The sequence below is a fragment of the Clostridium sp. C2-6-12 genome (genome assembly GCF_009928485.1).
Lineage (GTDB): Bacteria > Bacillota > Clostridia > Clostridiales > Clostridiaceae > Clostridium.
On record NZ_JAABNP010000002.1, the window covers coordinates 104,491 to 127,608 of the forward strand.

The following is a 23,118-nucleotide window of genomic DNA, read 5'->3' on the forward strand; positions in this document are numbered from 1 at the left end:
GGGATATTAACTATCTCGCTTTTCTAATAATATTTAGACCTTAGACTTATTGATTAAACATATTTTTTAATTACTTGCCATTATCATTCCCATCCTAGTAATTTATTTTCTAATGAGCTCCAATCATATTGCCTTGGTTCAAAATTATCAAACTTAGTCTTAGGCTTCCAGCCTTGGCTATCTATTGGTTTACAGCAATTTTGTAATTTATTTATGTTATTTATAGCCCATATAGTATATTTATAAATATTATCTGCTCCCTTTTCGGTTGCATAATTAAATGCTTCAATTACTTTATCAACTTTATCTTTTGCAATTTGCAATAGATTTTTAGCTTGTTTTTCAGTAAAGCCAGTAACATCAATTACCTTTGTTTCATCTTCTGTAACTTCAATATAATGCACTTGTCCATCTATTGGTTTATTGCCATTACTATCTACTGGTTGGCTTAAAAAGAGATATTTAAGCAATTTATATGTATTCTTTTTGCCAACTTTATTAATTTGAATATAACCTTTATTTACTAAAGATTTTAGCAACTTAGAAACTTTTGCTCTTCTTTTGGTTTTTAAATCTGACATTAACACGTCGTAGGATGGATAAGCATATCCTACAGATATATTATGGTAGTCATAGATAAGTTCCAACATATATCCTTCTTCTAATGATAAATTTTTATCTTTTTTTACTGCATTTCTAAACTTTATATAATATTTAGTCATCTTTTGTTCACCTCAGCATTATTCTAAAACGATTATTATTCAACCTTATGGTTTAATAATATACTTTTATTTATAACAAGTCAATATACTTTTCAACTTTTAAGTTGAATCTTATCTATATTTGAATAATAGTAAACTTTGTAATATAATTTAATTTGAGGTGATCACATGGGTGTTAAAGAAGACATAAAGTCTTATATAGTTAAATCTGGTTGGACTATTTCTAAAGTTCAAGAAGAACTTAATAAGAGAAATGGTACTAATTTCGGAATGCAAAATTTAAGCAAAAAAATTAATAACGAAACTTTAAGATATAATGAGATTATACAAATAGCTGATATTATAGGCTATACCATTGAATGGCATCAAAAAAAAGACTAAGAGCGAACTCCTAGTCTTTTCTCATTGCTGCTGTTGTTACAAGATACTAATTAATTAATTTAAACTTAAGTAATATATGCAGTTCCAAATTTGAAACTTATTTGATTTCTATTTTTAGAACTTTTGTTTAATATTTTAAGTTTCATTAACGGAACTTAAAATAAGTGAAAATTTAGAATAAAATATATTGCCCTCAAACTTCATTTTCTTAATTATTCATTTCTCTCTCAGCATCTTCACGCTTAATTGTATAATAACTAAGTAATTGTAGTATCTCACTATCCTCTGATAAAGATTCAATTTCTAAGAAACTATTTTTTTCAATTATAGGTTTCACTATTTCTAATTTTTCACTTGAAAGATTAGAAAAACAACTCCACCATTTATCTGTTAAACCATTATTTTCGAAATGCAATCTATATATTATCATTGCTTCTGGCATATAAAGAAGTTTTTCAAACTCGTTTTCGTTATTTCCAAATGCTTTACAAAAAAATGTATGACCTTTTCCAACTTTCCCTTTAGTAGAGTTTAAAATCGCCTGTATAGTTCTAATAAATTTTCTATTCCAATGTTTCCCTATATAGTCTCGATTACTAAAGTAATCAGGATCTTCAATTGGATGATACTTCATTGGAAATGAATAAATATTTGCACCAAGTTCTTCACAAAGGTCAACATTTAATCTTAATCTCTTGTATAATTCAACTGGAGAGTCTTCAAAATTATATAATATATAATTTGATAACTCTTTATGTCCATGTTTAACAGCTGTCCTTACAGCCTTTTCATAAACTTTATGTAGCTTCCAACTATCAAATGCGATTCGTACTGGACGAATCGGAATTTCAAAAAGTTTTTCCATGTTCTCATCATTTATCAATCTTGCATCTATTCCCTGATTAAAATCTACAAATCTTTTTCTAGATTTTCTATTATAAAATTCACCAAACAGATCCTTTACTTCATCATAAATTTCAAGTATTGTTTCTTTTTTTGCTGTATGAAATTCTAATAATCCTTTTTCATCTAATAAATCGTAAATGGGTTGCATTTTATTTATCCCATATTTATCCAACAACATTCTATACTGCTTAACAACATTTCTAATATAACCTTTATCATTATATCCATCTTTTAAATTTTTAATTGCAATTTCGAACATATTAGGTGGAATAAAATTACTTTCTCTAGTAAATCCAGCCTTTTTTATTTCATCAATAATTTGATGAAATTCACAAGATGCTAAAACATTGTTATCTAATAGTAATAAATCTTTTTTTTCGCCAAATCTTTCATTTGTTATTTTTATTTGCTTTGAAATCGGTATATGACTTTTATACTCCGGTTCTAACTTAGGAACAGCACAAAATTTACACTTATTAACACATCCACGTGTCATATATCCGTAATACGCATTACTAGCTGGATATTCGTACTCTATTTCTTCTAAAATAGAATAATCCAATGGTAAAGTATCAATAATTAGATCATTATCATCCAGAACCCCTGCAGTACTTAATGTTCCCACATACGGTCTAATACCAGTAGCTTCTTCCACTTTATCCGGAAGTATAGAAGCCATAACTCCACCTATCATTACATCATTTTCAGATTTACATAATTGTTTTACAAAATTTATAGTTTCAATTGTAATATCCCAATAAAATGTAAATAGTGTTGTAACACCTACTCTATCCCACTTTCTATTTTCTGGCAAAAAATATTCTTTATTATAAAAATACTTTCTATAATATTTTAGTAATTCAACAATAATTGGATTCTCTCTAACTAAAGGTATTTCATCAAATGATTCTTTGTTTCCTCTTCTTATGAAATTACAAATTTGCGGCTTATATTTTTCCCAAAATATAGTATTATTATTGGCATATAACTGTTCTAATAGCGATTCATATGTATCATTTAAAACTAATTCTTTTAAATTCCCCTTAAAAAAAGTAACATTATCTCCCAATTTCTTGTAATAAGTTGAAATTTTCATCAAGCCCATTGGAGGATATTTATTTTTATAATTTGGTTCAATGAGTAAAATTTTTCTATTCATTTGCTTAATTCTTCCTGTATCTTCGCCACAACCATTTCTGACATATCCTTTGGAAGTATTGCAGTAATTATTGCATATACTTTACTAATTAATTTTTGCTCCTTCCTACTATATTGCGATAACGATTGTGACATATATTTTTTATTTTTTCTATTCTCATTATCATTAATTACTTGTTCTGGTACTTTTTCTTCTTCTTTTACGTTATATTGATTTTCTATTTCTTTATATACGCGTTGAAAAACTTTGCTTACTTCGGCATCTTTTTTTCTCAATTCTAATTCGCGGTTTGCCTTAATCGCTTTTTCTTTTTCAACTTCTAATTCTTTTTTAGCAGATTCTTTTGTTTCCGCATCAATAAAACCAGCATTTTTTTCTTTTTCATTAAATACCTGTTTTTTCTTTTCATATTCAACAGTTCTCTTAAATGAGCTTTTTACTCTGCTTGCATAGTGATATATTTTATAAAATTCATCATAAAATGTCGGCTTAATTGCTTCTTCAAATTCTCTTAATATAGAATTTGTATTAAAATAGTCCCTTCTAGCATTAGGAATTAATTGATTATGGACCACAATTATTTCTCCTATAAAATAAAAATTACCACGAGGTTCTTTAAAAAATTTAGGATATGACAATGTTTCCTCATTTCCTACTTGAATGTTTTCTTTTCTTATTCTGATACCTCGCATTTTGTTAATAATAGGGATTTGCTTTTCATACTTAGTAACCGCAAACCACATCCATCCTAAAAGCTCACCACTTTTGGAAACAAATTTTTTTATAATAAGATCACTTACTTCATCATACATTGTTTTATTATCTAATGTGCCTTCATATAATTTATTCGTATACGGTTTGAATAACTGATTTCCATTTACATCTACATGATATTCATCTATTGATAACCCTTCATTTCTTGCATATTCATATATTTTCGATCTATACATGAATGAATTTGCATATGGCACTGGTGCTACTGCTTCTAAATATTCACATACTTTTTCATCATCTAATAACTCATTGCTTTCTGCCATAACTTCATCTAATACAACTTCAAAAAAATGTAATTCCCTATCACACTTTTCCTCTTTGCATGTAATTACCATATCAACTAGTTCTGATGCTGAAGGTTTCTTACTATTATCATTTATAATTTCTCTTAATAATTTTGCATCCCATACCATAATAGATTTTACATCTTCACCAGCGACAGACGAAGAAAATATTAATTTATTACAATATGCAAGTCCGCCTAATCTTCCTATTCCTCTAAAACCTTTATCTTCATTTCTATCTTTTTCTGAATCTGCAATATTAGACAACGTCCATTTAAATTTATCTTTACCAAGCCCCACTGCATTGTCATAAATAGAAATTTTATGTTTACTATATTCGATATCAATATCTATACGAGCTTCTTCTTTAGTTAAAATTCCCTGTGAAATTGCCTTATCAATTGAATCTGCAGCATTCTGTATATATTCACGATATATTATATAGCTATTCTCATACATTGCTGTTGTCAAATTCTCAATTACATTTTTTCCTATCTTAGCCATTAAAGCACCTCTTTGATATTATTTATATTGCTTGTAAATAGGTTTTGGAAATTTAATATTTAATAATGACCTAAATACTGGATTTTGTACAATATATTCTCCTTGTTTTAGACGAGTCATCATATTTTTATAAACTTGTGGAACATATTTATAATCTGATTTTGCAATTTCAATTGCGTTTGTTCTTCCATATGCATGTGTAGAACAATTTCCAGTTACCCTTGAATGAATTGCACTTCTAAATTGTTCCGCAGAAAATAATATAATGCCTAACGAACGTCCTCTCTCTGCAATATCTAATATCTGACGCAATATAGGAGAGCTTTTAGGTGTATCTTGTGATGCATATTTATTTAATTCATCAATGAAAATAACAATCTTTTTTGGTGGATTAACATTCTCTTCTTCATTATATTGACCTAGCTGTAAATCATAAATTGTTCTAATAGTATTTCCAAATACAAATCCTTGCATTTCTTCATTAAGTTTAGCAATATCTATTACATGCACTTCATTTTTTTTAATGTATTTCAAAGCTTCACCCATTCGAATCTCTTCTTTACCGTGGACAGTACCGAAAATTTCGTTATTATATATTGATTTTCGAACAATACGATTGAACTTTCTCCAACTAGCTACCGTGATTTCCTTATCTCCTTGGGTACCTGCTTTACACTTTTCTTGAACTTCTTCTAAAAAATCATCCCAATCATTTAAGCGACCAAAACCACCTTGATTTGATATTATATAATTCAATATCGAATCTATAGATTGTGTAGGGTCATCTAAGCTAGCAAACATTAGATCCAAATTTTCCTTATCATCTTCATAGGAATATTTATACATTAAGGCTTTATTTAAGCACTTTTGATCCTGAACACATTCTTTTGATAAATATGTGTTTCCTATCTTATTACAAGAATATGGATAATAATATTTTACATTTTTAAATGGCTCTGGAGTCATTCCTAATTTTTTATATACCTCAAAAGTTTCTTCTTTTTCATCTTCGCTATCAAATCCATTAAACTCATCTAGTGCTAATAAATCTTTTCCTTTAACATTAAACAATACAAATGCTACATCCTCATCATCCTCTAAATCACCATTAATACATTTATCTTGTATGGCTTTTAACAAAAACATAGAATATGATGTCTTTGCTGCTAATCCAGAAATACCTGAAATATTAAGATGAGCTCCCTCTGGTCCAATTAGAAACCTTGAATCCATTTTCACTGGTAATGTTACTTTATCTGAATCACTTGTACCATTATACATTTCTAAATAACCGCAAGTAACTGGATTTTTTACATTCTTCAACCCTAAAGCCTCTGCTACTTCATCCTCATTAGCAAGTTGCACCTGTGTATTATTAATTAATGGAATATAAATATTTTCAGAATTACCAATTACCTTCACTCTAACGTAATTCATTCCTATTCTATATGTATTTTCTACAGCATCCACATCACCGAAATCATTTGATATATAATCTGCTAAAAAGTTAGCTGTATCTGTAATATGTGATATTTCTTCGACAACACCATACGATACACTATTTCTTATATGATTAACTTTTACTATATCAAATGGATTAAGGATCATTTCCTGTTTAGTCCAAAAATAAAAATCATCAATAGTCGACGGAAATTTTTCAGTAGCAATAACTTTTCCAATAACTTTCCCCATAAATATTCCCTCCAAAATTAAAACAAGTTTAAAAACATTGTATTACTTAAATATTTACTTTTAGCAAATTTTTCTGTTACATATATTGGATAAATATGATTAGCCCATCTAAAATCCGAACCATAACATACTGGATTTCTCTCATTAATTATATTGGCTGTAATTAAATCAACTTCGTCTGTATCCAAACCATTTTTTATTTGATTATCTGTAACAAGAATTTTTTCAATTTTTAAAACTCCATCAAATGCATTTGTTGTATATTTTTTTTCCCTAATTCTTACATACCATACTGCATATTTCATTCCTTCTAAACGAGGTGAACTATACATATTAACTGGAGTTCTATGAAACAATGGCAAATCTGCAATAACATTCGAATTATTTTTTCCTTTTTTATCTTTACAATTTTCTGGATTGAATGACTTTGATGCTCCAACTACCCATCTAAAATTACTTTGAAATTTTCTTATATCTCTATCATTCTTAAGATGATCAATTTTATATTCCAAAGAGCCATCTTTTAGTAAATAGTTCTCATAGTTAATTTGGCCATTTGCAACTAATTTGCTTACCATATTCACTTCACAACTTATCATTAAATCCTGAATAACAGCGATTCCTTTACTCTCCAGTTTCTCTCCATCATCCTTTTTACTGTTATAAGATAAAATATCTGTCAACTCTAATTTATTTGCATGCAACCTTGAATTCATATTAACCTTTTTCTTTAAGTTAGAAAAAAACATTTCCTTTCTTCGCCAATCTTCCTGATTTGCAATTTTGGGAAGTGCTATTGCTAACCGCCTCTCAAAAGCAAAAGGTCTCATTTCTTTATTAATTCTTGTGCAACATCCAATTCCAACTTGTCCTGCAATAACAGGATATACTTGATTGTTATAAGCAATATCATCTACTTTAAAAGTTCTACGAGAACCATCTAAAAAATACGAAAAACATGTTCTTTCTTTTATTATACAATCCGCATATGGTTTTAAATTTAGTGACCCATTAGGCGGTGCTGTTTCCCCATATCTTTCCCAAGTTATTTCTTTATTATCATCATAATCAAAAGATGGTACATCTACCCCATCAAAACTATACTTAAATGTTTTAAAGCTTTTTCCATTTGTTTCTGATGCAATTATATCCATGATTGTACTCATACTCGCATCCTCCAAATATATATTTTGTTAAAAAAAGGCACAATAAATCATTTTTTAGTATATCATTATTTTTTTGTTTTATCAATTCACTATTTAACACAGATGTATATACCACTTAAAAACACATATTTTAATTTTAGGTGTTTTAAAATTATTCTACATCTTAATCTCATAAAACCATGAACTTAATGTTTTTTTTAACTCTTCACACTTATCCAATGATAAATATTGTGTTTCAATCCATACCCCTTTTGTATTACCCCTTACGTAGCACGTAATCCCTTTGAAATACTCTAAGACTCTATTTATATTAACCCCGTCATATGAAGCAGAGTCGGGTGGTAAATAGTTCGTAACGACATAGCCTTTATCTACAGGTTTAAAAGGTATCTTTGAATCTATTACGTTACAAAATATATATGCTAACTGCTCCCATGACTGTTTATTATATATTTCATTATCCTTCTGACTATCGCAAAAGCAAATCTCAAATATAATATTGGGAGCATCTACATGATTCATCTCATATAGTTTTTCAAATTTCACTCCTCTATTCTTAAATCCTAATTGACTAAAATTTTCACATAACTTCTTAGCATATGGGAGAGCTTTGCTATTTTCTGAACTAACCAGTGCTTCTGTACCATTTCCATTACCATCAAATGCATTCATATGTAGTGATATAAATAAATCAACATTAGCATTATTAGCCCTTGCAGCACCTTCACTCAATTCTGCATTTGCAGAGCTACCATTACTATTACAGTCAATAACTGTATGCCCATATGAAGTCAATACATTACTAATATGCTTAAAAAACTCCTGCATTTGCTCATACTCATTAACAATCCCTACAGCTCCAATACAATTGGCTGAATGTCCACCTCTTAATCCTATTATCATATTTTACTTACACCTCTTTCTTATCACTCAAGCCTTGAGTGCTTGTATCTACTATTATTCCAAGTCCAACTAACACTCCTAAGATTGTATTAAGTATATCTGCCCAATTATCTGGAAATACTTTAACTCCAAATAATTGTGTAAATCCAACAATTCCACTTACTAGTGCCACCCAAAATGCCTTATTTTTAAATCTTGCTTTCCAATCTATTTTTATCATCTGTATACCTACTTTCTTTCATTTATTTTCTTTTTAATTTCTTTTACATCTTCTTGAATGTTCTCAACTAAGTTAAATTTCTCTGCTAGCTTATCCAATAAATTTTGATATCGTACTTCTCGTTCTCCTGTAGTTTTCAAAACATAAACTAATAAACAAGCAAACATTCCATATCCTAGTCCCTGTTTTAGTGCCATATTTATTAACTCATCCATTACCTCACCCACTTTTTTCATAGTAAAAAAGGGCAAGAAAAAAGACTTCAATTAAAAGTCCTTATGTATTACCCTATATCATTTTTATATTCCTAATTCTTTTTCAACTTCACTTCTCCATTTTATAGGAACTTCTTCAATAGTCATTAATCCATTATTAATTCTTCTAATATATATACTAACCATTATTCAGTACCTCCAACAATTGAAGCTAATTCTAATATTGCTATCTCTTGTTCCTCCATTTTTTTCTTTATTAAATCCGTTTCGCTTAATTCCATATCAATAAAAATTGGTTGATGAATTTTCGCTGTTAAATCAATTTTTTCTAACATTTTTCTCTCTGGAATTTCTATTTCTAAATATTGAACTCCTCCTTGTGGAATCACATAATACCCTTCCATTTGAGAATAAATAAATCCTGTATTATCATAAATCACTAATGTTTTCACTCAATCAAATCCTTTCTATTCCTATATTAATTTCCGTATGCAATCCAATTATAATAATGATTACTGGATTGATACCCAAATGTTATTACATTCCCGACTATCTTAATCCCTGGATAATTTGGATATGTTGCTGGATTTACAGCCGTGACTGTTGCCGATGATGAACTTGAATCTAATGTAGGAACTGAATTCCACTCAACAGCTTTGGTTAATCCAACTATTGATGGTGCATTTATTGCTATATATGCATAGTTAGTATTATTATATCTAGCAACTACAAACGCTGGAGTAAACGGTAATGTAACAGATGTATACCACGAACCAGATGAATTATAATCGCTATATAAAACTCCACTAGAATAGGCTTTTCCTCCTAAACTTTGTATTGTAACATTTCCAGCAATTCCAAATATACTTTTTCCACTTACAATATTACTTGGGATTAAATTTGAATCTCCGAAAATAGTTTGAACACCAGATAAATATTGTCCTGCTGAAATTATCTGATTTGAAGTACTTGGTGTATAATTTGTTGTTGATTTACTTACAATATTTCCTGTTATTTTAGAACCATTAACATAGGCAGTTGAGCCGCTTAACATTTGCTCAGATGTTGCAGTTCCATCTGATGTTTCTACAACACTTGATTTTCCGCTCACTCCAAATATAGTTTTACTTGCCTTAATATTTGCACTTATTAAATTTGAATCTGTGGCAACTGTTCCTAATCCATTATGATATCCTTGAGGTATTGTCTTCGTAGTTGCTGCAGGTGTAATTGTCATTGCTCCATTATTTTGCATAGTTCCAACCAATCCAGTATCCACATCATTGCTAAAAATATCTCCTGCTAGTACATGGGCAGCAATAGTATTCCCCTCAGCACTAGCCTTGATAAAAAAACAATCATTTGCTGTACTATACCAGACTGTGACAGCTTTTCCTGCTGTTAATGTTGGTGAATTAGTTGTATTTGGTTTATATAAATTTTTTCCGTTTATAGTAGTCGCAGCACCACTGTTATTATAAGCAACTATAAAAGTTTTTGAATTTCCATCAATTAAATCAAAATCAGTTAATATTATTGCATTTGCTGTACCTTGATCTGTTTGAAATATGGGAATTGAATTAACCTTATTTGTTAAGTTTCCAACGGCGTCACCTTCAAATATACCTTTAATTCCATCAAACCAAATATCAAATTCAGATTGATCTGCTGCAGTTGTTGCATCAAACCAAGCTTCATATTCTGCTTGTTTTTGAACTGTCCAATTTGTAATGTCTGCATTATATTGTGTTTTCTTTTCAGCAATCCATGTTTGGTATTGATTAAATAATGTTGCTGTATCTACCTGTTCAACAGTTCCATGTACTATGCCGCATTTTGTAGCATCTAATCTTAAATCTGTTATATTAGCCTGAGTTATACTTAATACTCCTTTACCAATATAAATATCTGCAAGTCCTAATTCATATGCATTAGCATCTCTCTGCAGTACTGGTGCTGTAGGATTGGTTGCAAATGAGCCTTTCTTTACTTTTAAATTAATAGTTCTGTTCAATGTATCAAACTGCAAAACAATCTTATCTATTCTATTTAATACCCCATCAGCTGTATCTATGGTTAAAACTAGATTACTATCATTAAAATAATAATAGCCATTAATCCATGCCTTTCCAGAGTTTATTGTTACAGTCATATTTGAATTTGAAATAGCCTGCAGGCTTGTACTAGGGTTTGGAAATATACCATTACCTATAAAACTTGCAAAGTATTCCGCAAAGAAATCAGCTTTATATTTTCTATCTCCATTTACACTATTAAAAAATCCACTTTTTTCTGCCATTCTATCCCCTCAATTTCTGCTTTATTTTATCTATTAATGTAGGCACATTATTACCAAAAGTAACATTTATACTTTGACCCTTTTCCTCATATACTTCCTCTATTTCTGTGATTCTTGTATTTATGACTAAATTACACTTTTTTGATATACAAGTTACAATATCACCTAAGTCAAAATCCTTTTTATATTCCATATTGGAATTTTTATTTATGGTACTATCAAAAGTTAGGATTTCCTTAGCTTCTGCAAGTACCTCATTTCCTTTTTCTATAAGTAAATTCATATATTCTGCATCACTTATCGGATTATTCTCTTCATCCGCATTAGATAAATTCTTTTGGTCTGCAAATATTTCAAATCTATCTAATCCTTCAGCATTACCCACTACAGCTAATTTTCTATTTGTGCCTTCACCAATACCACCTACCAAAGCAATATTTCTATAATTATTAAGGCTATCAGTAAACGCCTGCTCTAGAACATTCTCAAACTCTTTACTAAAAATTGCTCTAGGATTAACATTCTGATTTATACTTCTATTAATACCTTGGTATACTTCAAATATTAATTTTCTATTTCCTATATCAAAATTTATTCTATGTCCTAAATCACTTATATTACTTAGGTTTTCAATTTCATCACCTAAGTTTTTATAGGAAACTTGATAATTAACTGCTTCAGAATAATTTTTCAAACTTCCGAAAATTATATTTTTTATCTTTCTATTTATATCTGTTGGGTTAATACAATTATGTTCTACAAGTTGCCTCATAGCTTTTTCTGCTGTATCATTTATTATTTCAGTTCCCCAAATAATACGTCTGTTTAAATATCCAGTAAGGGATTTACCTTTAACAATAATTATTTCCTTGCCTTCGCTATCTTGCTTTAAATTTATGTATTCAATGTAAGCAGCTTCAACATCACCTTTAATATAAATAATATTTTCTCTTTTTAATAAAATAAGTGCTTCAAGTGTTAAACTGCATTGCAGCTCAAACTCTCCACTCCTGTAATATCTTCTAACATATCTTAAAGAAATAAATTTATCTATTATCCCTTTGAAATTTAATTCTCTATCAAATATATATATTTCTATGATTACACCCCCAAGTATTGAGGTGTATAGTATATAGTTACCTCTAAATTATCTATATTTTCATCTGCATTATATCTAAACAAATTATCACCTGTATTTAGTTGGAGAAATGTACTTTGAAAATCTATATAATTAAATGCATTGGTAGTAATTCCATTTAAACTTGATTCCACTTTTTTATCACCAAATCCAGTGGTCAGAGTCATTATTTCTCCAGCCTCCATGACTTTAATTATCTTCATAAATTCTTGTGTATCAACATTTACTATTGATGGATTTATAACTGTTGCTAATGCTTTAAATTCAACTTTAATTCCACATTCAACATCCCCATCATTAAATACATTAACTATAAGGGAAGGTTCTCTATGTCCAATTTCTATTCCTGTATCTTCATGTATTTCTAAGTCAAAACTAAAATCACCTTTCCATAAGGCAACCTCAGCTTTTGATTCTTCAATATCCATCCAAAAAGGATTACTTGCAGTAAATGTTAATAAGCATTTATTTGCGTTGCTATTTACTGATGAAAAGTAAGGCAAAGCATCAACTAAACATTTTGTTTTAATTTCTTTTATACTATCTATATAAACTAAATATCCTTCACCAAGTTTAGGATTAAAAACCTTATTAAATTTATCTCTATAATTTATTAATTCTTCTTCACTATCAGCAATAATAGCAACTTCCATTGACTTGCTGCTGGTATCAATTGTGTTTCCTAAATAAGTTGAACCATCTTGATTCATACCTTTATTATTATAAATAGACACTTTTCCTTTTTCGGTAAAACTTAAAAGTAAAAATGGAGCAAAATTATTAAGTTCTAATTCTGCTCCTAGTTTATTTATATATTTTAACTTTTTCAATTGCTATCCTCCTAAAATCCAAGTGCTAGTTCTTGTAATACTCTTTTATTTTGTTTTGCTGTTTCTGCTGGACTTAATGCTACTGGACTATAGATATTTACAGTTTGATTTATACCAGTACCTGCAACTTTACTGCCACTTAATGAAGCTACTGCACTTGATGTGTCTACATTAGGAATTGCTGCATTTGCCATCGCCTCTGCCTGTCTTGATATTTGACCAATGGTTGATTTAATTCCTAATCCAAAGCCTTCTCCAGTATATACCCCAAGCTTCATCATAACTCTACTTGGTGAATGTATATCTAGGGTTTCTTTAACTCCATCAATAAAATCATCGCATAAATCACCAATCCAACCAGTCATGCCTTCCCATGCATCGCTTATCCCTTGCTTAATCCCCTCAACGATATTAGTCCCTATTTCAAGCATTTTGCTAGGTAAATTTGCAAATGTATTAATCACCCCATCAAAGACTTGCTGTGCACCTTTTACAGCTTCAGTAAGCATATTACTTCCCCAAGTTGTTATGTTACTTACAACTTGAACTAACCAACTCCAAATCGCTTCTGGTAATGAAGTAAAATATGAAACTATATTATTAATCCAAGCAGGCACGTTTGTAGCAATCCAACTAATTATATTACCACTCCATTTAACAAAGTTAGTTAATACATTTATTAACCAAGTCCAAATGATCTCAGGCAATTCTGAAAAAAACACTCCTATATTCTCAATCCAAACTGGTACATTAGTTGATAAATAGTTCCAAGCATCAATTCCCCATTGAATTATAGTTCCTAGAGCAAACCCTAATGCATAAGCAATTTTATTGGGCAGCTTTAAAAACCATTCACCAATTTTATTAATCCATTCTGGAATACTTTGAGTAAAAAATAATACTGTTGAATTCCAGATTTCTATTGAATTAGATTTTATATCTTCCCATATTTGAGAAAAGAATTCTTTCATGCTAGACAAAACTGAGATAGCTATAGCTGATATTTGTTGCAAGGCTTGAGGTATCCATTCTTTAAGAAAAGACCAAATTTCAATAGCCTTTGCACTTATTTCATCCCAATTTTTATAAAGTAAAGCTCCTATGACAATCAAGGCTGCAATAGCTGTAACAATAACTCCAACTGTTCCTGCAATCACTCCAAGTCCAACCCCCAATACTTCCGCTATCGTTGAAAGTGCTGAAAATATAGGTGCTAGAGCTGCACATAATCCAACCAATATTCCTATAGCTGTAGAAATAGCTGCTATTATTGCTGCAAGCGTTGAATTATTTGATATCCATGATGCAATTACTGATATTATTCCAGCAATTTGTAATAGTAATGGTGTCAATGCTAAGGTCAAATCAGCCATAGCTTGTTTCATAGCAATGACTGGGTCAGCTTTTAATTGAGCTGTAGTATTATTCAATTCTTCTTGGCTTGCCTCTAAATCAATAGTTACATTCTTTGCATTAAGTAATGTGTCAATTATAGCTTGACCTTGGTCTTCATATTTAGTCCCGAAAATTGCTACACCCAAGGCATTCTTTTTTGTTTGATCATCAACTTGATTTAAGGCAGCAGCAATTTCATTCATTGCTTTTGAGTCACCTTCTCCTCCAGCAGCAACCGCTTTACCCCATTCTCGCATTTGGTTTGCTGAAATATTAGTTCCATTAAGTAGTGCTGTCATTGAATTAGATATTCCTTGACCAAATTCTGCAACCTTAATTCTACCTTCCTTAAGTCCATCCATTAAATTATCAATATTCCATGTTCCAGTATCTACACCTGCAGCAAATAAGGCTTGTATTTCTTCAACATTGTAACCAGCCATTTTAAGCTGAGTTCCATATTCACTTATAATATCTAACTGCTCTGGTGGAAAACCAGCTTTTAATAATGAATTTGTAAGAGCCAAAGCCTCCTCATTTGTTATTCCTAATGACTTTGAAACTTCATTTACTTCTTGAATTAATTCTGTAAAATCCACTCCAGAATATGCTGCTGCGATTGTTGCAGCACCTTTTACTACAGCGGCATTAGTTTCATCACTTGCATCTTTGTTTAATGCCCATTGCCTACGAACTCCTTCAAGTGCTGCTTCCCCATCTAACCCATAAGCTTGAATTGTAATAATAACATCCTTGATTGAATCAATAGATTCTTCTGAAACATCCATTGATACGTTAATTTTTGTATTGAGACTCCCTACATCGAGTGCCTTTTCAATAACTTCATGAATTCCACCTGCTGCAACAGCTCCAGCTAAAATACCTGTTAATTCTCCACCTAGACCTTTAATAGATTCTTCAGCATTTTCAGCTTCTTCTGGTATTTTAGATAAATCTATTTTAACTTCTTTTAAAGATGCTGCATCATCAACCTTAGAAAGAGATTGTTTTAATTTATTTAATGAACCTTCTGTATATTCAATTTCTCGCCTAAAAGCTCTAAATTGGGTTTCACCTATAGCTCCCTTTTCAAACTGTTCATTGACTTGCTGCTCTGCCGATTTTAATCTGTTTAGTTTTTCACTTGTAACCTCAATTTGTGAAGCCAGTAATTTTTGCCTTTGAGCCATAGCCTCGATATTACTAGGGTCAAATTTTAGAAGCCTATCAACATCTCTTAATTCTTTTTGGATATCTATACTCTGCTTTGTAACGTCAGATAATGCTTTCTGAAGTCCAGTTGTTTCACCATCAAGTTCAATTGTAATTCCTTTAATTCTGCTATCCGCCAATTTCTCACCTCCCTTAGCTTAAACTAAATATATTTAGATAACAAAAAAAAATCACAAATTCATTTACTGAATAATATGATTTCTTAAATTAATTAATATATATTTATATTTCGCTCTAAGTATCTATATCTTACAACCATTTTCCTGTATCTAAATTTATGAATTTCGATAATTTTATTTCTGACTTAAATTCATCACCATACTCGCCTGCTGAAGTTTGAGTATTTAATTTGAATGATATATTGTACAAACGGCCACTTTTAGTTTTCTGAATAAGATTATTTTCGATAAAGTACGATATAATTTTATTATGTGTCTCAATATCATCACAGTTAAGATAAAAACATGCAACACCTGTTTCTTCATCACTATGTTTTGATTGGTTAACAATATTCTTTTTCACTGCATCTTCACATATTTTAGCTACAAATTTCTTATCCTTAAAAAAATACATCCACTTTCCAACTTTATTAGAATCAAATTGATTATTATCACCAACATAATAAACCCATCCACCGCGTTGTATTATTTCCATATCTCTATCTCCTTTCATCAACCAAAATTTGCATTGTTATATTTTTTATTAAGCTCCAATTTATATTACTCATCTTTAAATTAGAATTATATAAAAATGCGATATTTTCTTAAATGTATTTAATTATTTTCCTATACAACTTGTTTAGCCTCGGCTGGCTAAAACAACCTAAGTTATCTACACCATAATTATCATGACAATCCCTTTTTTCAACTTCAAAGAGTCTATGAAAATCATCCTCCACTCCAACATAGACTGATTCATTATAATTCAAAAAATCCGCATCATATTTAAACTGATCGCCAGTAATATCTATAATAATATTATTATCCGTCAACAACCACGCATGAGTCTGACTATTTTCAAAAGAACCGTCTCTATACGTGCCGCAAACATAATTTGTTTCGATACCATTTTCCAACAAATATTGAGCTAACAAATCACTAGTATCACCACAGCATCCACGCGGGAATTCATTAAATGATAAATCCTTGTCAAAATCCCTTGCCTTCCTAGCCGCATCTATAGCATCTCGAAACTGCTTTGCCAATCGCATAATATCCTTCATAATATCCTCCAACAAATTCTTATTTATACATTGTTTATAAATTAGTGTTGATTATCTAATATTTTTTCTATTTATTGGTTTATTATATCATATCTTGAAATAATGCAACATCTTAAAAATTATCAAAATCTACTTGACTAGCTCTTCTTACCTTTTGATTCGTTGGCTTGTTAATTTCTATATATTCCTCTATATAATCAAGGCACATTCCAATAGTCATATCCTCAAAATCTTCCCTATATAAATCACATTTTCTACATAATAAAATGAATGCTTCAGTAGTTATTACCTCGTCATTCATTTCATCAACATTTTCTATTTTTTTTTACTTTTAATACTTGCAGCAATAAGGTCTTGTACTTGTGGAATTATTTCAAACAAAGGAAACTCATCAAAACTATCTAGCCATGTAAGTGGCTCTGGAATATTTTTATCAGCAGTTTTAGCCAAAGTCCAAATTATATTATAGAAAATCTCAAAGTCGGCATTTTCTAATACTTCATAATTATTTTCATCTGCTTTAAACTTACTTAGTTTATTTAACTTAATTATTTCTGCAAAATAATCTCGTCCAAATTGAGCCTTAAATCTTAACGGTGTTGCCGCTGTAGATTTAAATCTAACTTCCTTATTATCTATAACTATAGTTGTTTCCATCTATATTTACTCCTTAAGCTATTATTTTTTCATAAACATTTGTAAACCATGCATCATAAATAGCTGATGGTGTTCCAACAGTAGTTTTTGTTTTTACAGCTAAGTCTGTTGCTCTTGGCGATGCTATGAAAGTTAATTCATTTTCATTTGGTTCAGTTTTATTTGATTTTGTATTTGAACCAACTTTTGACCTTGATGCAGTACAATTATATAAAACAACTCTTGTTGCTTTTACATCTCCTTCAAATTGAAATATAAGTGCAAAGGGCTTACCCACTTTGTTTGCTTTTTCAGTTATAACTAAATCAATTGAGTCTTTTTCTTCACCTAGTGCATCAATAGCAAATTGCTCTGGAATATTTGCAATAGTTAATGTTCCATCATACCCTTGATTATTGCTTGCTGAATAATAGAGTATATTATCAGCATAGAATTCTGTCATTTCTCCTCTAGGATCAAGAACTAAATTAATCGCCCCTGGAATTGGTATTGGTGTTCCATATGTAATCACTCCATTTTCAACTGTAAAAGGAGCATAATGTACATTGGTCAAACCATAATTAACTTTATTTTCTGACATTCTAAATCAACCTCGTTTCATAAATTTTCTGATATAGTCCTTCGGATTCAATGAAAGCCTCACTAGTTTCATAAGTAATTTCATTTGCATCCAATATTTGTTCAAGCCTTACCTCAGCTTGCAAATCCTTTTTTGTTGTATATAATTCTATTTGAATATTATTTACTTTTTGATATACTTTGTTATCTGCATACATATTTGATGAATAAGTAAATATATAAGCAATGTAAGGTGGAACAGGCATTGGGTTATTTTCTGTTACAGTAAAGTGAGAATAAACAACTGGATATCCAGTTGCTTTTAATACTTGTACTAATTCAGATAGGTTCATCTTTTAACTACCCTTTCAACATCACTTACAAATTGATCAATTCCCTGCTGCTCTGCTGGTTTAATATGAACCTTTGCTCCAACTCTTCCACCTATAGATTTTAAATGACCATGCTCCAGTAAATGAGTTAACTGGTATTTTGTTTTATTATGTATTACTTGAGTTGTTCCAACTTTCGAAACTCTCCACCCTTTGGCATATGCACCAGTTTGTTTAGGACTAGTCTCTCTTAGAATCTTTACTACATCCTTTGCTGCTTTTACCTTCGCTTCTTCTAATCCTTCTGATACTTCTTTTGAGTAGTTTGCCAAAGTATTAGTCAATTTTTTTGAAAAATCCTGTATTTTTGACATTCCTAAATCACCCTTTCACAGGTTAACTCTATTTCTTCAAAGCCTATTAAATAAGTTCTAATTACCTTATATCTCTTACCTTCAAATAAGATTTCCTTTTCACCGCTATACTCATAATTATTAATTACAAATATAACTTCTGGCATTAATCCACCTTTTGAAGCAGTATAGAATTCATTTCTTCCTATAGATTTTATTGCACAATAAATATCTGTTTTAACTTCCTGTGGAATTTGATTGCATATTTCATCTTCAATAAATGTTTGCTTTATTAAAGTTATTTCATAATCATATGTCATGTACTACTCACTCCTGCATGAATAATCATATTATGTAATCTAAATTGCAAATGGCGTGGCATACCAGCTCCATCCTTATTTTTATATGACCAAGCAACATAATCTACAACAAAAAGAAGATGATAATCGTTAACCCCATCAAGGATCAATCCTTTCTCATCTTCTAACTCTTTAATTATTCCTTTTATAATTGCTGTGAGGTATATATCCCTTACATCAGTTTTAATACCTATTGCCTCTTTTACTAACTGGAGGACTATTGATATATTCATTTTTACCTTCCTTATTTTGTTTTATTGTAATTAGAATATTTATATTTATAAAAAAACAGATAGTTCACATTTAATAAAACTATCTATTTATGCACAGATTAAGAAAATTGTTCATTAAAATATACGCGTACTTGATGTAAAAAAATCTAAGTTTTTTACATCACTTTTGGGAATTGTCATTTTTGGGTGTTTTATACTTAGACCATAATTTAATTATGAATTCTAAATTCATCACAATAAGATAAGTTATCAATGCAACTATTTTAATAATGTTTGTATTAGGTAAATATGCTGTAAGAACAAAGAGTATAGTAGCAATAATCTTAAGTATGAAATATTTTTTGTCAGACATCAAACCACCCCCATATTTTAATATAGTTTTTGTACAATAAATTACTATGCTGTATCATCTCATATACATATAATATCTCTAATTGCATTTATTTACAACTCATTATTTATGCAGTTGCATTAGCCTCATCAACAGCAAAAGATTTTGATACTTCTGGAATTGCACCATTTAACCCAATTAGCACATATGCTTCTTGTCTTACTGGTTTTCCATCATATCTAGCTGTTGCCTTAAATACAGTTTTATCCTCTGTAAATAAGAATTCAGTTGAACTTGCAGATTTAACATCGGATCTTTCTGCTAAGAGATATTTTGAAAAATCTCCAACTAAAACATTGTTGTCAGGAATTTCTTCGCTGAATACAACCTTATATCCAACCCCTGGGAATGCTTGATTACTTACTGTTACAAACCCACCATTAGAATTTGTTGCTAATGACATTGGAACGATTGTACCAAGCCATGTTGCTTCATTCATTGCCACTGTAATCGGACCTCTGCCTCTTCTTCCTCTTTTAATATTTTTCATAGTTTCGATTATTTTATCGAATTTAGTGTTTGTTGTTGTAAGAGTTATAATATTAGTAGCCTTTAATCCTGCATTTGCATTTAAAGCTGGTATTATCCCTAAAGGCATCTTTGTACCAGTACCATAAAGAATAGCTTTATCTAATGCAATTGCAATTGATTCTTTTAATAATTCTTCAACATGGGCAGCTAAATTTATCATAGAATCTTCAATTAAAGAATTATGAAGTGGAATAAATCCACCAACCTTGTATCCATCAACTTCAATATCGCTAAATAAATTACTTAATTCATTTATTTTGCCAATCATTTCTGTCCATACTGCTTCTGGTGCTTCTCCTGCAACTATTGCTCTACCAGTACCAGTTAATCTAGCCACTCTTACTAAACTATAAAATACAGAATATCTACCTAAATCTTCAGTTATTGTTTCAAGTAATATTTGTGGAATTGTAAGGTCTAATCCAGTAATACTTCTCTTTTCTATTGCTTGTTTTAAACTTGAATAGAAACTTCTTACTTCTTCCCTATTTAATCTTTCTATGATTTGTCCTCTAGTAGTTAATTTCTTTGCTCCCATTCTTTGTTCTCCTCCTATGTTCTTGCTTATCTCTATTTTTTCTTCAGTTTCTTTTTCAGCTACAGGTTCATTTGTTGGCTCTTTGCTATTTAGCTCTTCAAGTTCGCCTTCTAATTCAGCAATTTCACCTTCTAAAGTTGTTTTCTTTCCTTCTAACTCTTCTTTTTCAGAATCTAGCTTTGTAAATTCTTCTTCTACTAGAGCAATTTCTTCATCTGTTTTAGCTTCTTCAATTGATACTTCCAAATCAGCAGCTCTTTTATTTAAATTAGTCTCTTGAGTAAGTAATTCTTCTAAATTTGATTTCCTTTGCTGAATTTTCTTATTTAACAATAGTTGTTTCAATGCCATAATTTTTTAACCTCACTTTTAAGTTATTTTTCTTTTGTAAAATTTGTTTCTCTCTATACGCTTCAACGCTTGCTTGTCTGGCTTGGACACCAGTTTCCTCATATGCTGGAAAAGTAACTACAGAAACTTCGTGAAGGTCGACTTCCGTTATAATCCACTTAACAGTTCCATCATCTCGCCACTCAGTTTCTTCAGAAATAATATTAAAACCAAAGGAGCATTGGCTTACATCTCCCCGCTTAACTCTTTCATATAAATTAACCGCTTCAGTATCATTGGAATTAATTTTTATTTTTCCAAATAGACCTCTGCCATCAACCCTCAATTCCAATGTTCCAGATTTATTTCTTCCAAGCACCAACCTTGTATCATGGTTTATTAATGCCCTAATATCATTATTCAAAGTTTTATCTAATGCATTAGGTGCTATTTCTTCATAAGCTCCTGCCCATAATTCAGTTTGCTGACCAAATACAATAAAATATCCTTCAATACACATTTCATCATTATTACTTGCAACTTCTCTAATTTTTAGTTCTGCATTTAGGCTTCTTGTTTGCCTTGTATCCCTACTCACCATCACCACCTCCATTCAATTTCTTTTGATCTCCTATCATTCCAGCTGGAATATAGTTTTCAAGGATAACCCTTTCATCTAAGCCTTCAAGTGGTGACATTCCAAGCCAATCTCTGACTTCATTTCCTGTCATTATTCCTCTAACATACATATCTCCTCCTACTGCAGCAAGTTCGCTCATATCATAGGAATATAAACTTCGAGAATTAAATTTAAAATATAAATCTGGACTATATAAAAGCTTTCTAGTGAGCTCCTGTTCAATTCCTTTAGCAATAGGAAGAATAGTAGAATTAATAAAATTGTTATATTCATCCTTGCTGTAATTTCCAACTCCTAAGAAAAAAGCAGGCACTCCAAAAATACCTGCTACTGTTCGCTTATCCAATTGTATTGCATCATTCAAAGCTAAATCATTAAGACTTAATGGTTTGACCTGCTCCACCTTAACTAAATCTGCTGGAACTACCCAAGGCTTGCCTCCACCAGTTTCTGAAATATATTTATTAAGGATTGCATCTCTTCCTTCTTCATTTGCCAATTCATCTGTCATTGCATCAACTGCAATAATTAATGATGGCTTCCACTTATCAGACATAAAACTATTTTTAGTTTTAGCTGCCTGTTTCAAATTATTTACTATATCTTTTAATACAATCTTATATCCTTGACCCATATAAGGTTTTTCTGGGTCTGGATTAATACTAAAATGCAATAATTCATCATGAATATATATTTTGTTACCATAAACAACTTGATAACCTATAGTTGTTTCTTGAAAATGTCCTTGTGATGGCTTTAAAGGAATAAGGTCATCAATTAATCCACCACTTATTTTGGGATATACCAAGCTATTTCCTTGCCCTTCTAAAAGCATGGTATGAACAATGTTATAAACCCAAGCCTTTCTAGTCATAAGGTTATATGGATTAATATCAATCTTTCTAGATAATTCATTTTTAACCCTTACATCTCCATTATCGGTATTTTTCATTAAATGAATGGTCATTGATGATATTAAATCAGATATTTTATGAACTGCCATTTTAACTTCTGGATTATCTGAAAGCCTTGTATATCCAGCAACTGATAATGTTTCATATGCTTCACTTGATAAAAACCAATTTAATGTTTCATTTGGTTCTGACCTAATTTTCTTTGCTTTCTTATTTTTCTTTTTCATTGGTTTACTCCT

General features: G+C 30.3%; 28 protein-coding genes. 1 reads left to right on the forward strand and 27 read right to left on the reverse strand.

The features are described 5' to 3' along the window. Positions 1-83: 83 nt before the first annotated feature. Positions 84-722 (reverse strand): helix-turn-helix domain-containing protein, encoded by a 639-nt coding sequence (locus GXK56_RS02105; RefSeq protein WP_160684289.1) that lies wholly within the window; start codon positions 720-722, stop codon positions 84-86. 168 nt (positions 723-890) lie between these two features. Between GXK56_RS02105 and GXK56_RS02110 the strand changes: the two genes are divergently transcribed. After that, positions 891-1,103 (forward strand): LLM class flavin-dependent oxidoreductase, encoded by a 213-nt coding sequence (locus GXK56_RS02110; RefSeq protein WP_160684292.1) that lies wholly within the window; start codon positions 891-893, stop codon positions 1,101-1,103. 208 nt (positions 1,104-1,311) lie between these two features. Here GXK56_RS02110 and GXK56_RS02115 read toward each other — a convergent pair whose 3' ends face one another. The 26 genes from GXK56_RS02115 to GXK56_RS02230 form a co-directional block, all read right to left on the reverse strand. Beyond that, a complete protein-coding gene (locus tag GXK56_RS02115; protein ID WP_160684295.1) occupies positions 1,312-3,168 on the reverse strand; it encodes a hypothetical protein in 1,857 nt (618 codons plus the stop codon). Continuing rightward, entirely contained in the window at positions 3,165-4,730 is a 1,566-nt protein-coding gene (locus GXK56_RS02120; protein WP_160684298.1) for an ATP-binding protein, read from the reverse strand. Before GXK56_RS02120 ends, GXK56_RS02115 begins: the two co-directional genes overlap by 4 nt. 18 nt (positions 4,731-4,748) lie before the next feature. Then, the gene (locus GXK56_RS02125; protein WP_160684301.1) at positions 4,749-6,422 is read right to left on the reverse strand and encodes an ATP-binding protein; all 1,674 of its coding nucleotides are present in this window, start codon (positions 6,420-6,422) and stop codon (positions 4,749-4,751) included. Between the two features lie 17 nt (positions 6,423-6,439). After that, positions 6,440-7,588 (reverse strand): hypothetical protein, encoded by a 1,149-nt coding sequence (locus tag GXK56_RS02130; protein ID WP_160684303.1) that lies wholly within the window; start codon positions 7,586-7,588, stop codon positions 6,440-6,442. 156 nt (positions 7,589-7,744) lie between these two features. Next, the gene (locus GXK56_RS02135; RefSeq protein WP_160684306.1) at positions 7,745-8,491 is read right to left on the reverse strand and encodes an N-acetylmuramoyl-L-alanine amidase; all 747 of its coding nucleotides are present in this window, start codon (positions 8,489-8,491) and stop codon (positions 7,745-7,747) included. Between the two features lie 7 nt (positions 8,492-8,498). Then, positions 8,499-8,711: a phage holin gene (locus tag GXK56_RS02140; protein WP_160684309.1), complete on the reverse strand. Its 213-nt coding sequence runs from the start codon at positions 8,709-8,711 to the stop codon at positions 8,499-8,501. An 8-nt stretch (positions 8,712-8,719) separates the two neighbouring features. Then, on the reverse strand, positions 8,720-8,926 hold the full coding sequence (locus GXK56_RS02145; protein ID WP_160684312.1) for a BhlA/UviB family holin-like peptide: 207 nt from the start codon (positions 8,924-8,926) through the stop codon (positions 8,720-8,722). Between the two features lie 84 nt (positions 8,927-9,010). Then, complete coding sequence (locus GXK56_RS28485; protein WP_279283035.1) at positions 9,011-9,112, reverse strand: CD1375 family protein; 102 nt, start codon at positions 9,110-9,112, stop codon at positions 9,011-9,013. Continuing rightward, positions 9,112-9,366: a hypothetical protein gene (locus GXK56_RS02150; RefSeq protein ID WP_207710248.1), complete on the reverse strand. Its 255-nt coding sequence runs from the start codon at positions 9,364-9,366 to the stop codon at positions 9,112-9,114. Before GXK56_RS02150 ends, GXK56_RS28485 begins: the two co-directional genes overlap by 1 nt. 38 nt (positions 9,367-9,404) lie before the next feature. Further along, positions 9,405-11,225 carry a hypothetical protein gene (locus GXK56_RS02155; RefSeq protein WP_160684318.1) on the reverse strand — a complete coding sequence of 607 codons (1,821 nt, stop codon included), beginning with the start codon at positions 11,223-11,225 and terminating at the stop codon, positions 9,405-9,407. Position 11,226: 1 nt separating this feature from the next. Further along, positions 11,227-12,357, reverse strand: coding sequence for a siphovirus ReqiPepy6 Gp37-like family protein (locus GXK56_RS02160; protein WP_347707931.1), 1,131 nt, complete (start codon positions 12,355-12,357; stop codon positions 11,227-11,229). Further along, positions 12,327-13,193 carry a phage tail family protein gene (locus GXK56_RS02165; RefSeq protein ID WP_160684321.1) on the reverse strand — a complete coding sequence of 289 codons (867 nt, stop codon included), beginning with the start codon at positions 13,191-13,193 and terminating at the stop codon, positions 12,327-12,329. The genes GXK56_RS02160 and GXK56_RS02165 overlap by 31 nt, the downstream gene beginning before the upstream one ends. An 11-nt stretch (positions 13,194-13,204) precedes the next feature. Continuing rightward, a complete protein-coding gene (locus GXK56_RS02170; RefSeq protein WP_160684324.1) occupies positions 13,205-15,940 on the reverse strand; it encodes a hypothetical protein in 2,736 nt (911 codons plus the stop codon). A 130-nt stretch (positions 15,941-16,070) separates the two neighbouring features. Beyond that, positions 16,071-16,475, reverse strand: coding sequence for a hypothetical protein (locus tag GXK56_RS02175; RefSeq protein WP_160684327.1), 405 nt, complete (start codon positions 16,473-16,475; stop codon positions 16,071-16,073). A 109-nt stretch (positions 16,476-16,584) separates the two neighbouring features. Further along, on the reverse strand, positions 16,585-17,043 hold the full coding sequence (locus GXK56_RS02180) for a transglutaminase domain-containing protein (protein WP_160684330.1): 459 nt from the start codon (positions 17,041-17,043) through the stop codon (positions 16,585-16,587). Between the two features lie 112 nt (positions 17,044-17,155). Beyond that, positions 17,156-17,344 (reverse strand): hypothetical protein, encoded by a 189-nt coding sequence (locus GXK56_RS02185; protein ID WP_160684333.1) that lies wholly within the window; start codon positions 17,342-17,344, stop codon positions 17,156-17,158. A 14-nt stretch (positions 17,345-17,358) separates the two neighbouring features. After that, positions 17,359-17,700, reverse strand: coding sequence for a hypothetical protein (locus GXK56_RS02190; RefSeq protein ID WP_160684336.1), 342 nt, complete (start codon positions 17,698-17,700; stop codon positions 17,359-17,361). Positions 17,701-17,713: 13 nt separating this feature from the next. After that, the gene (locus GXK56_RS02195; protein ID WP_160684339.1) at positions 17,714-18,280 is read right to left on the reverse strand and encodes a major tail protein; all 567 of its coding nucleotides are present in this window, start codon (positions 18,278-18,280) and stop codon (positions 17,714-17,716) included. Between the two features lies 1 nt (position 18,281). After that, complete coding sequence (locus GXK56_RS02200; protein WP_160684342.1) at positions 18,282-18,611, reverse strand: hypothetical protein; 330 nt, start codon at positions 18,609-18,611, stop codon at positions 18,282-18,284. Then, a complete protein-coding gene (locus GXK56_RS02205) occupies positions 18,608-18,964 on the reverse strand; it encodes an HK97 gp10 family phage protein (protein WP_160684345.1) in 357 nt (118 codons plus the stop codon). Before GXK56_RS02205 ends, GXK56_RS02200 begins: the two co-directional genes overlap by 4 nt. A gap of 2 nt (positions 18,965-18,966) precedes the next feature. Beyond that, a complete protein-coding gene (locus tag GXK56_RS02210) occupies positions 18,967-19,263 on the reverse strand; it encodes a phage head closure protein (protein ID WP_160684348.1) in 297 nt (98 codons plus the stop codon). Then, positions 19,260-19,535: a hypothetical protein gene (locus GXK56_RS02215; RefSeq protein ID WP_160684351.1), complete on the reverse strand. Its 276-nt coding sequence runs from the start codon at positions 19,533-19,535 to the stop codon at positions 19,260-19,262. The genes GXK56_RS02210 and GXK56_RS02215 overlap by 4 nt, the downstream gene beginning before the upstream one ends. A 160-nt stretch (positions 19,536-19,695) precedes the next feature. Then, a complete protein-coding gene (locus GXK56_RS27940) occupies positions 19,696-19,887 on the reverse strand; it encodes a hypothetical protein (protein WP_207710249.1) in 192 nt (63 codons plus the stop codon). A gap of 106 nt (positions 19,888-19,993) precedes the next feature. Continuing rightward, positions 19,994-21,346, reverse strand: a complete 1,353-nt coding sequence (locus GXK56_RS02220) for a phage major capsid protein (protein ID WP_160684354.1) — start codon at positions 21,344-21,346, stop codon at positions 19,994-19,996. Next, complete coding sequence (locus tag GXK56_RS02225) at positions 21,318-21,926, reverse strand: HK97 family phage prohead protease (RefSeq protein ID WP_160684357.1); 609 nt, start codon at positions 21,924-21,926, stop codon at positions 21,318-21,320. Before GXK56_RS02225 ends, GXK56_RS02220 begins: the two co-directional genes overlap by 29 nt. Beyond that, complete coding sequence (locus tag GXK56_RS02230; RefSeq protein WP_160684360.1) at positions 21,916-23,106, reverse strand: phage portal protein; 1,191 nt, start codon at positions 23,104-23,106, stop codon at positions 21,916-21,918. Before GXK56_RS02230 ends, GXK56_RS02225 begins: the two co-directional genes overlap by 11 nt. Between the last annotated feature and the right edge of the window lie 12 nt (positions 23,107-23,118).

Excerpts from the sequence above, each read along its gene's own strand:
- GXK56_RS02105 (WP_160684289.1), bottom strand. The coding sequence starts at position 722 with ATGACTAAATATTATATAAAGTTTAGAAATGCAGTAAAAAAAGATAAA.
- GXK56_RS02110 (WP_160684292.1), top strand. The coding sequence starts at position 891 with ATGGGTGTTAAAGAAGACATAAAGTCTTATATAGTTAAATCTGGTTGG.
- GXK56_RS02115 (WP_160684295.1), bottom strand. The coding sequence starts at position 3,168 with ATGAATAGAAAAATTTTACTCATTGAACCAAATTATAAAAATAAATAT.
- GXK56_RS02120 (WP_160684298.1), bottom strand. The coding sequence starts at position 4,730 with ATGGCTAAGATAGGAAAAAATGTAATTGAGAATTTGACAACAGCAATG.
- GXK56_RS02125 (WP_160684301.1), bottom strand. The coding sequence starts at position 6,422 with ATGGGGAAAGTTATTGGAAAAGTTATTGCTACTGAAAAATTTCCGTCG.
- GXK56_RS02130 (WP_160684303.1), bottom strand. The coding sequence starts at position 7,588 with ATGAGTACAATCATGGATATAATTGCATCAGAAACAAATGGAAAAAGC.
- GXK56_RS02135 (WP_160684306.1), bottom strand. The coding sequence starts at position 8,491 with ATGATAATAGGATTAAGAGGTGGACATTCAGCCAATTGTATTGGAGCT.
- GXK56_RS02140 (WP_160684309.1), bottom strand. The coding sequence starts at position 8,711 with ATGATAAAAATAGATTGGAAAGCAAGATTTAAAAATAAGGCATTTTGG.
- GXK56_RS02145 (WP_160684312.1), bottom strand. The coding sequence starts at position 8,926 with ATGGATGAGTTAATAAATATGGCACTAAAACAGGGACTAGGATATGGA.
- GXK56_RS28485 (WP_279283035.1), bottom strand. The coding sequence starts at position 9,112 with ATGGTTAGTATATATATTAGAAGAATTAATAATGGATTAATGACTATT.
- GXK56_RS02155 (WP_160684318.1), bottom strand. The coding sequence starts at position 11,225 with ATGGCAGAAAAAAGTGGATTTTTTAATAGTGTAAATGGAGATAGAAAA.
- GXK56_RS02175 (WP_160684327.1), bottom strand. The coding sequence starts at position 16,475 with ATGGAAATAATACAACGCGGTGGATGGGTTTATTATGTTGGTGATAAT.
- GXK56_RS02180 (WP_160684330.1), bottom strand. The coding sequence starts at position 17,043 with ATGAAGGATATTATGCGATTGGCAAAGCAGTTTCGAGATGCTATAGAT.
- GXK56_RS02185 (WP_160684333.1), bottom strand. The coding sequence starts at position 17,344 with ATGAATGACGAGGTAATAACTACTGAAGCATTCATTTTATTATGTAGA.
- GXK56_RS02190 (WP_160684336.1), bottom strand. The coding sequence starts at position 17,700 with ATGGAAACAACTATAGTTATAGATAATAAGGAAGTTAGATTTAAATCT.
- GXK56_RS02195 (WP_160684339.1), bottom strand. The coding sequence starts at position 18,280 with ATGTCAGAAAATAAAGTTAATTATGGTTTGACCAATGTACATTATGCT.
- GXK56_RS02200 (WP_160684342.1), bottom strand. The coding sequence starts at position 18,611 with ATGAACCTATCTGAATTAGTACAAGTATTAAAAGCAACTGGATATCCA.
- GXK56_RS02205 (WP_160684345.1), bottom strand. The coding sequence starts at position 18,964 with ATGTCAAAAATACAGGATTTTTCAAAAAAATTGACTAATACTTTGGCA.
- GXK56_RS02210 (WP_160684348.1), bottom strand. The coding sequence starts at position 19,263 with ATGACATATGATTATGAAATAACTTTAATAAAGCAAACATTTATTGAA.
- GXK56_RS02215 (WP_160684351.1), bottom strand. The coding sequence starts at position 19,535 with ATGAATATATCAATAGTCCTCCAGTTAGTAAAAGAGGCAATAGGTATT.
- GXK56_RS27940 (WP_207710249.1), bottom strand. The coding sequence starts at position 19,887 with ATGTCTGACAAAAAATATTTCATACTTAAGATTATTGCTACTATACTC.
- GXK56_RS02220 (WP_160684354.1), bottom strand. The coding sequence starts at position 21,346 with ATGGCATTGAAACAACTATTGTTAAATAAGAAAATTCAGCAAAGGAAA.
- GXK56_RS02225 (WP_160684357.1), bottom strand. The coding sequence starts at position 21,926 with ATGGTGAGTAGGGATACAAGGCAAACAAGAAGCCTAAATGCAGAACTA.
- GXK56_RS02230 (WP_160684360.1), bottom strand. The coding sequence starts at position 23,106 with ATGAAAAAGAAAAATAAGAAAGCAAAGAAAATTAGGTCAGAACCAAAT.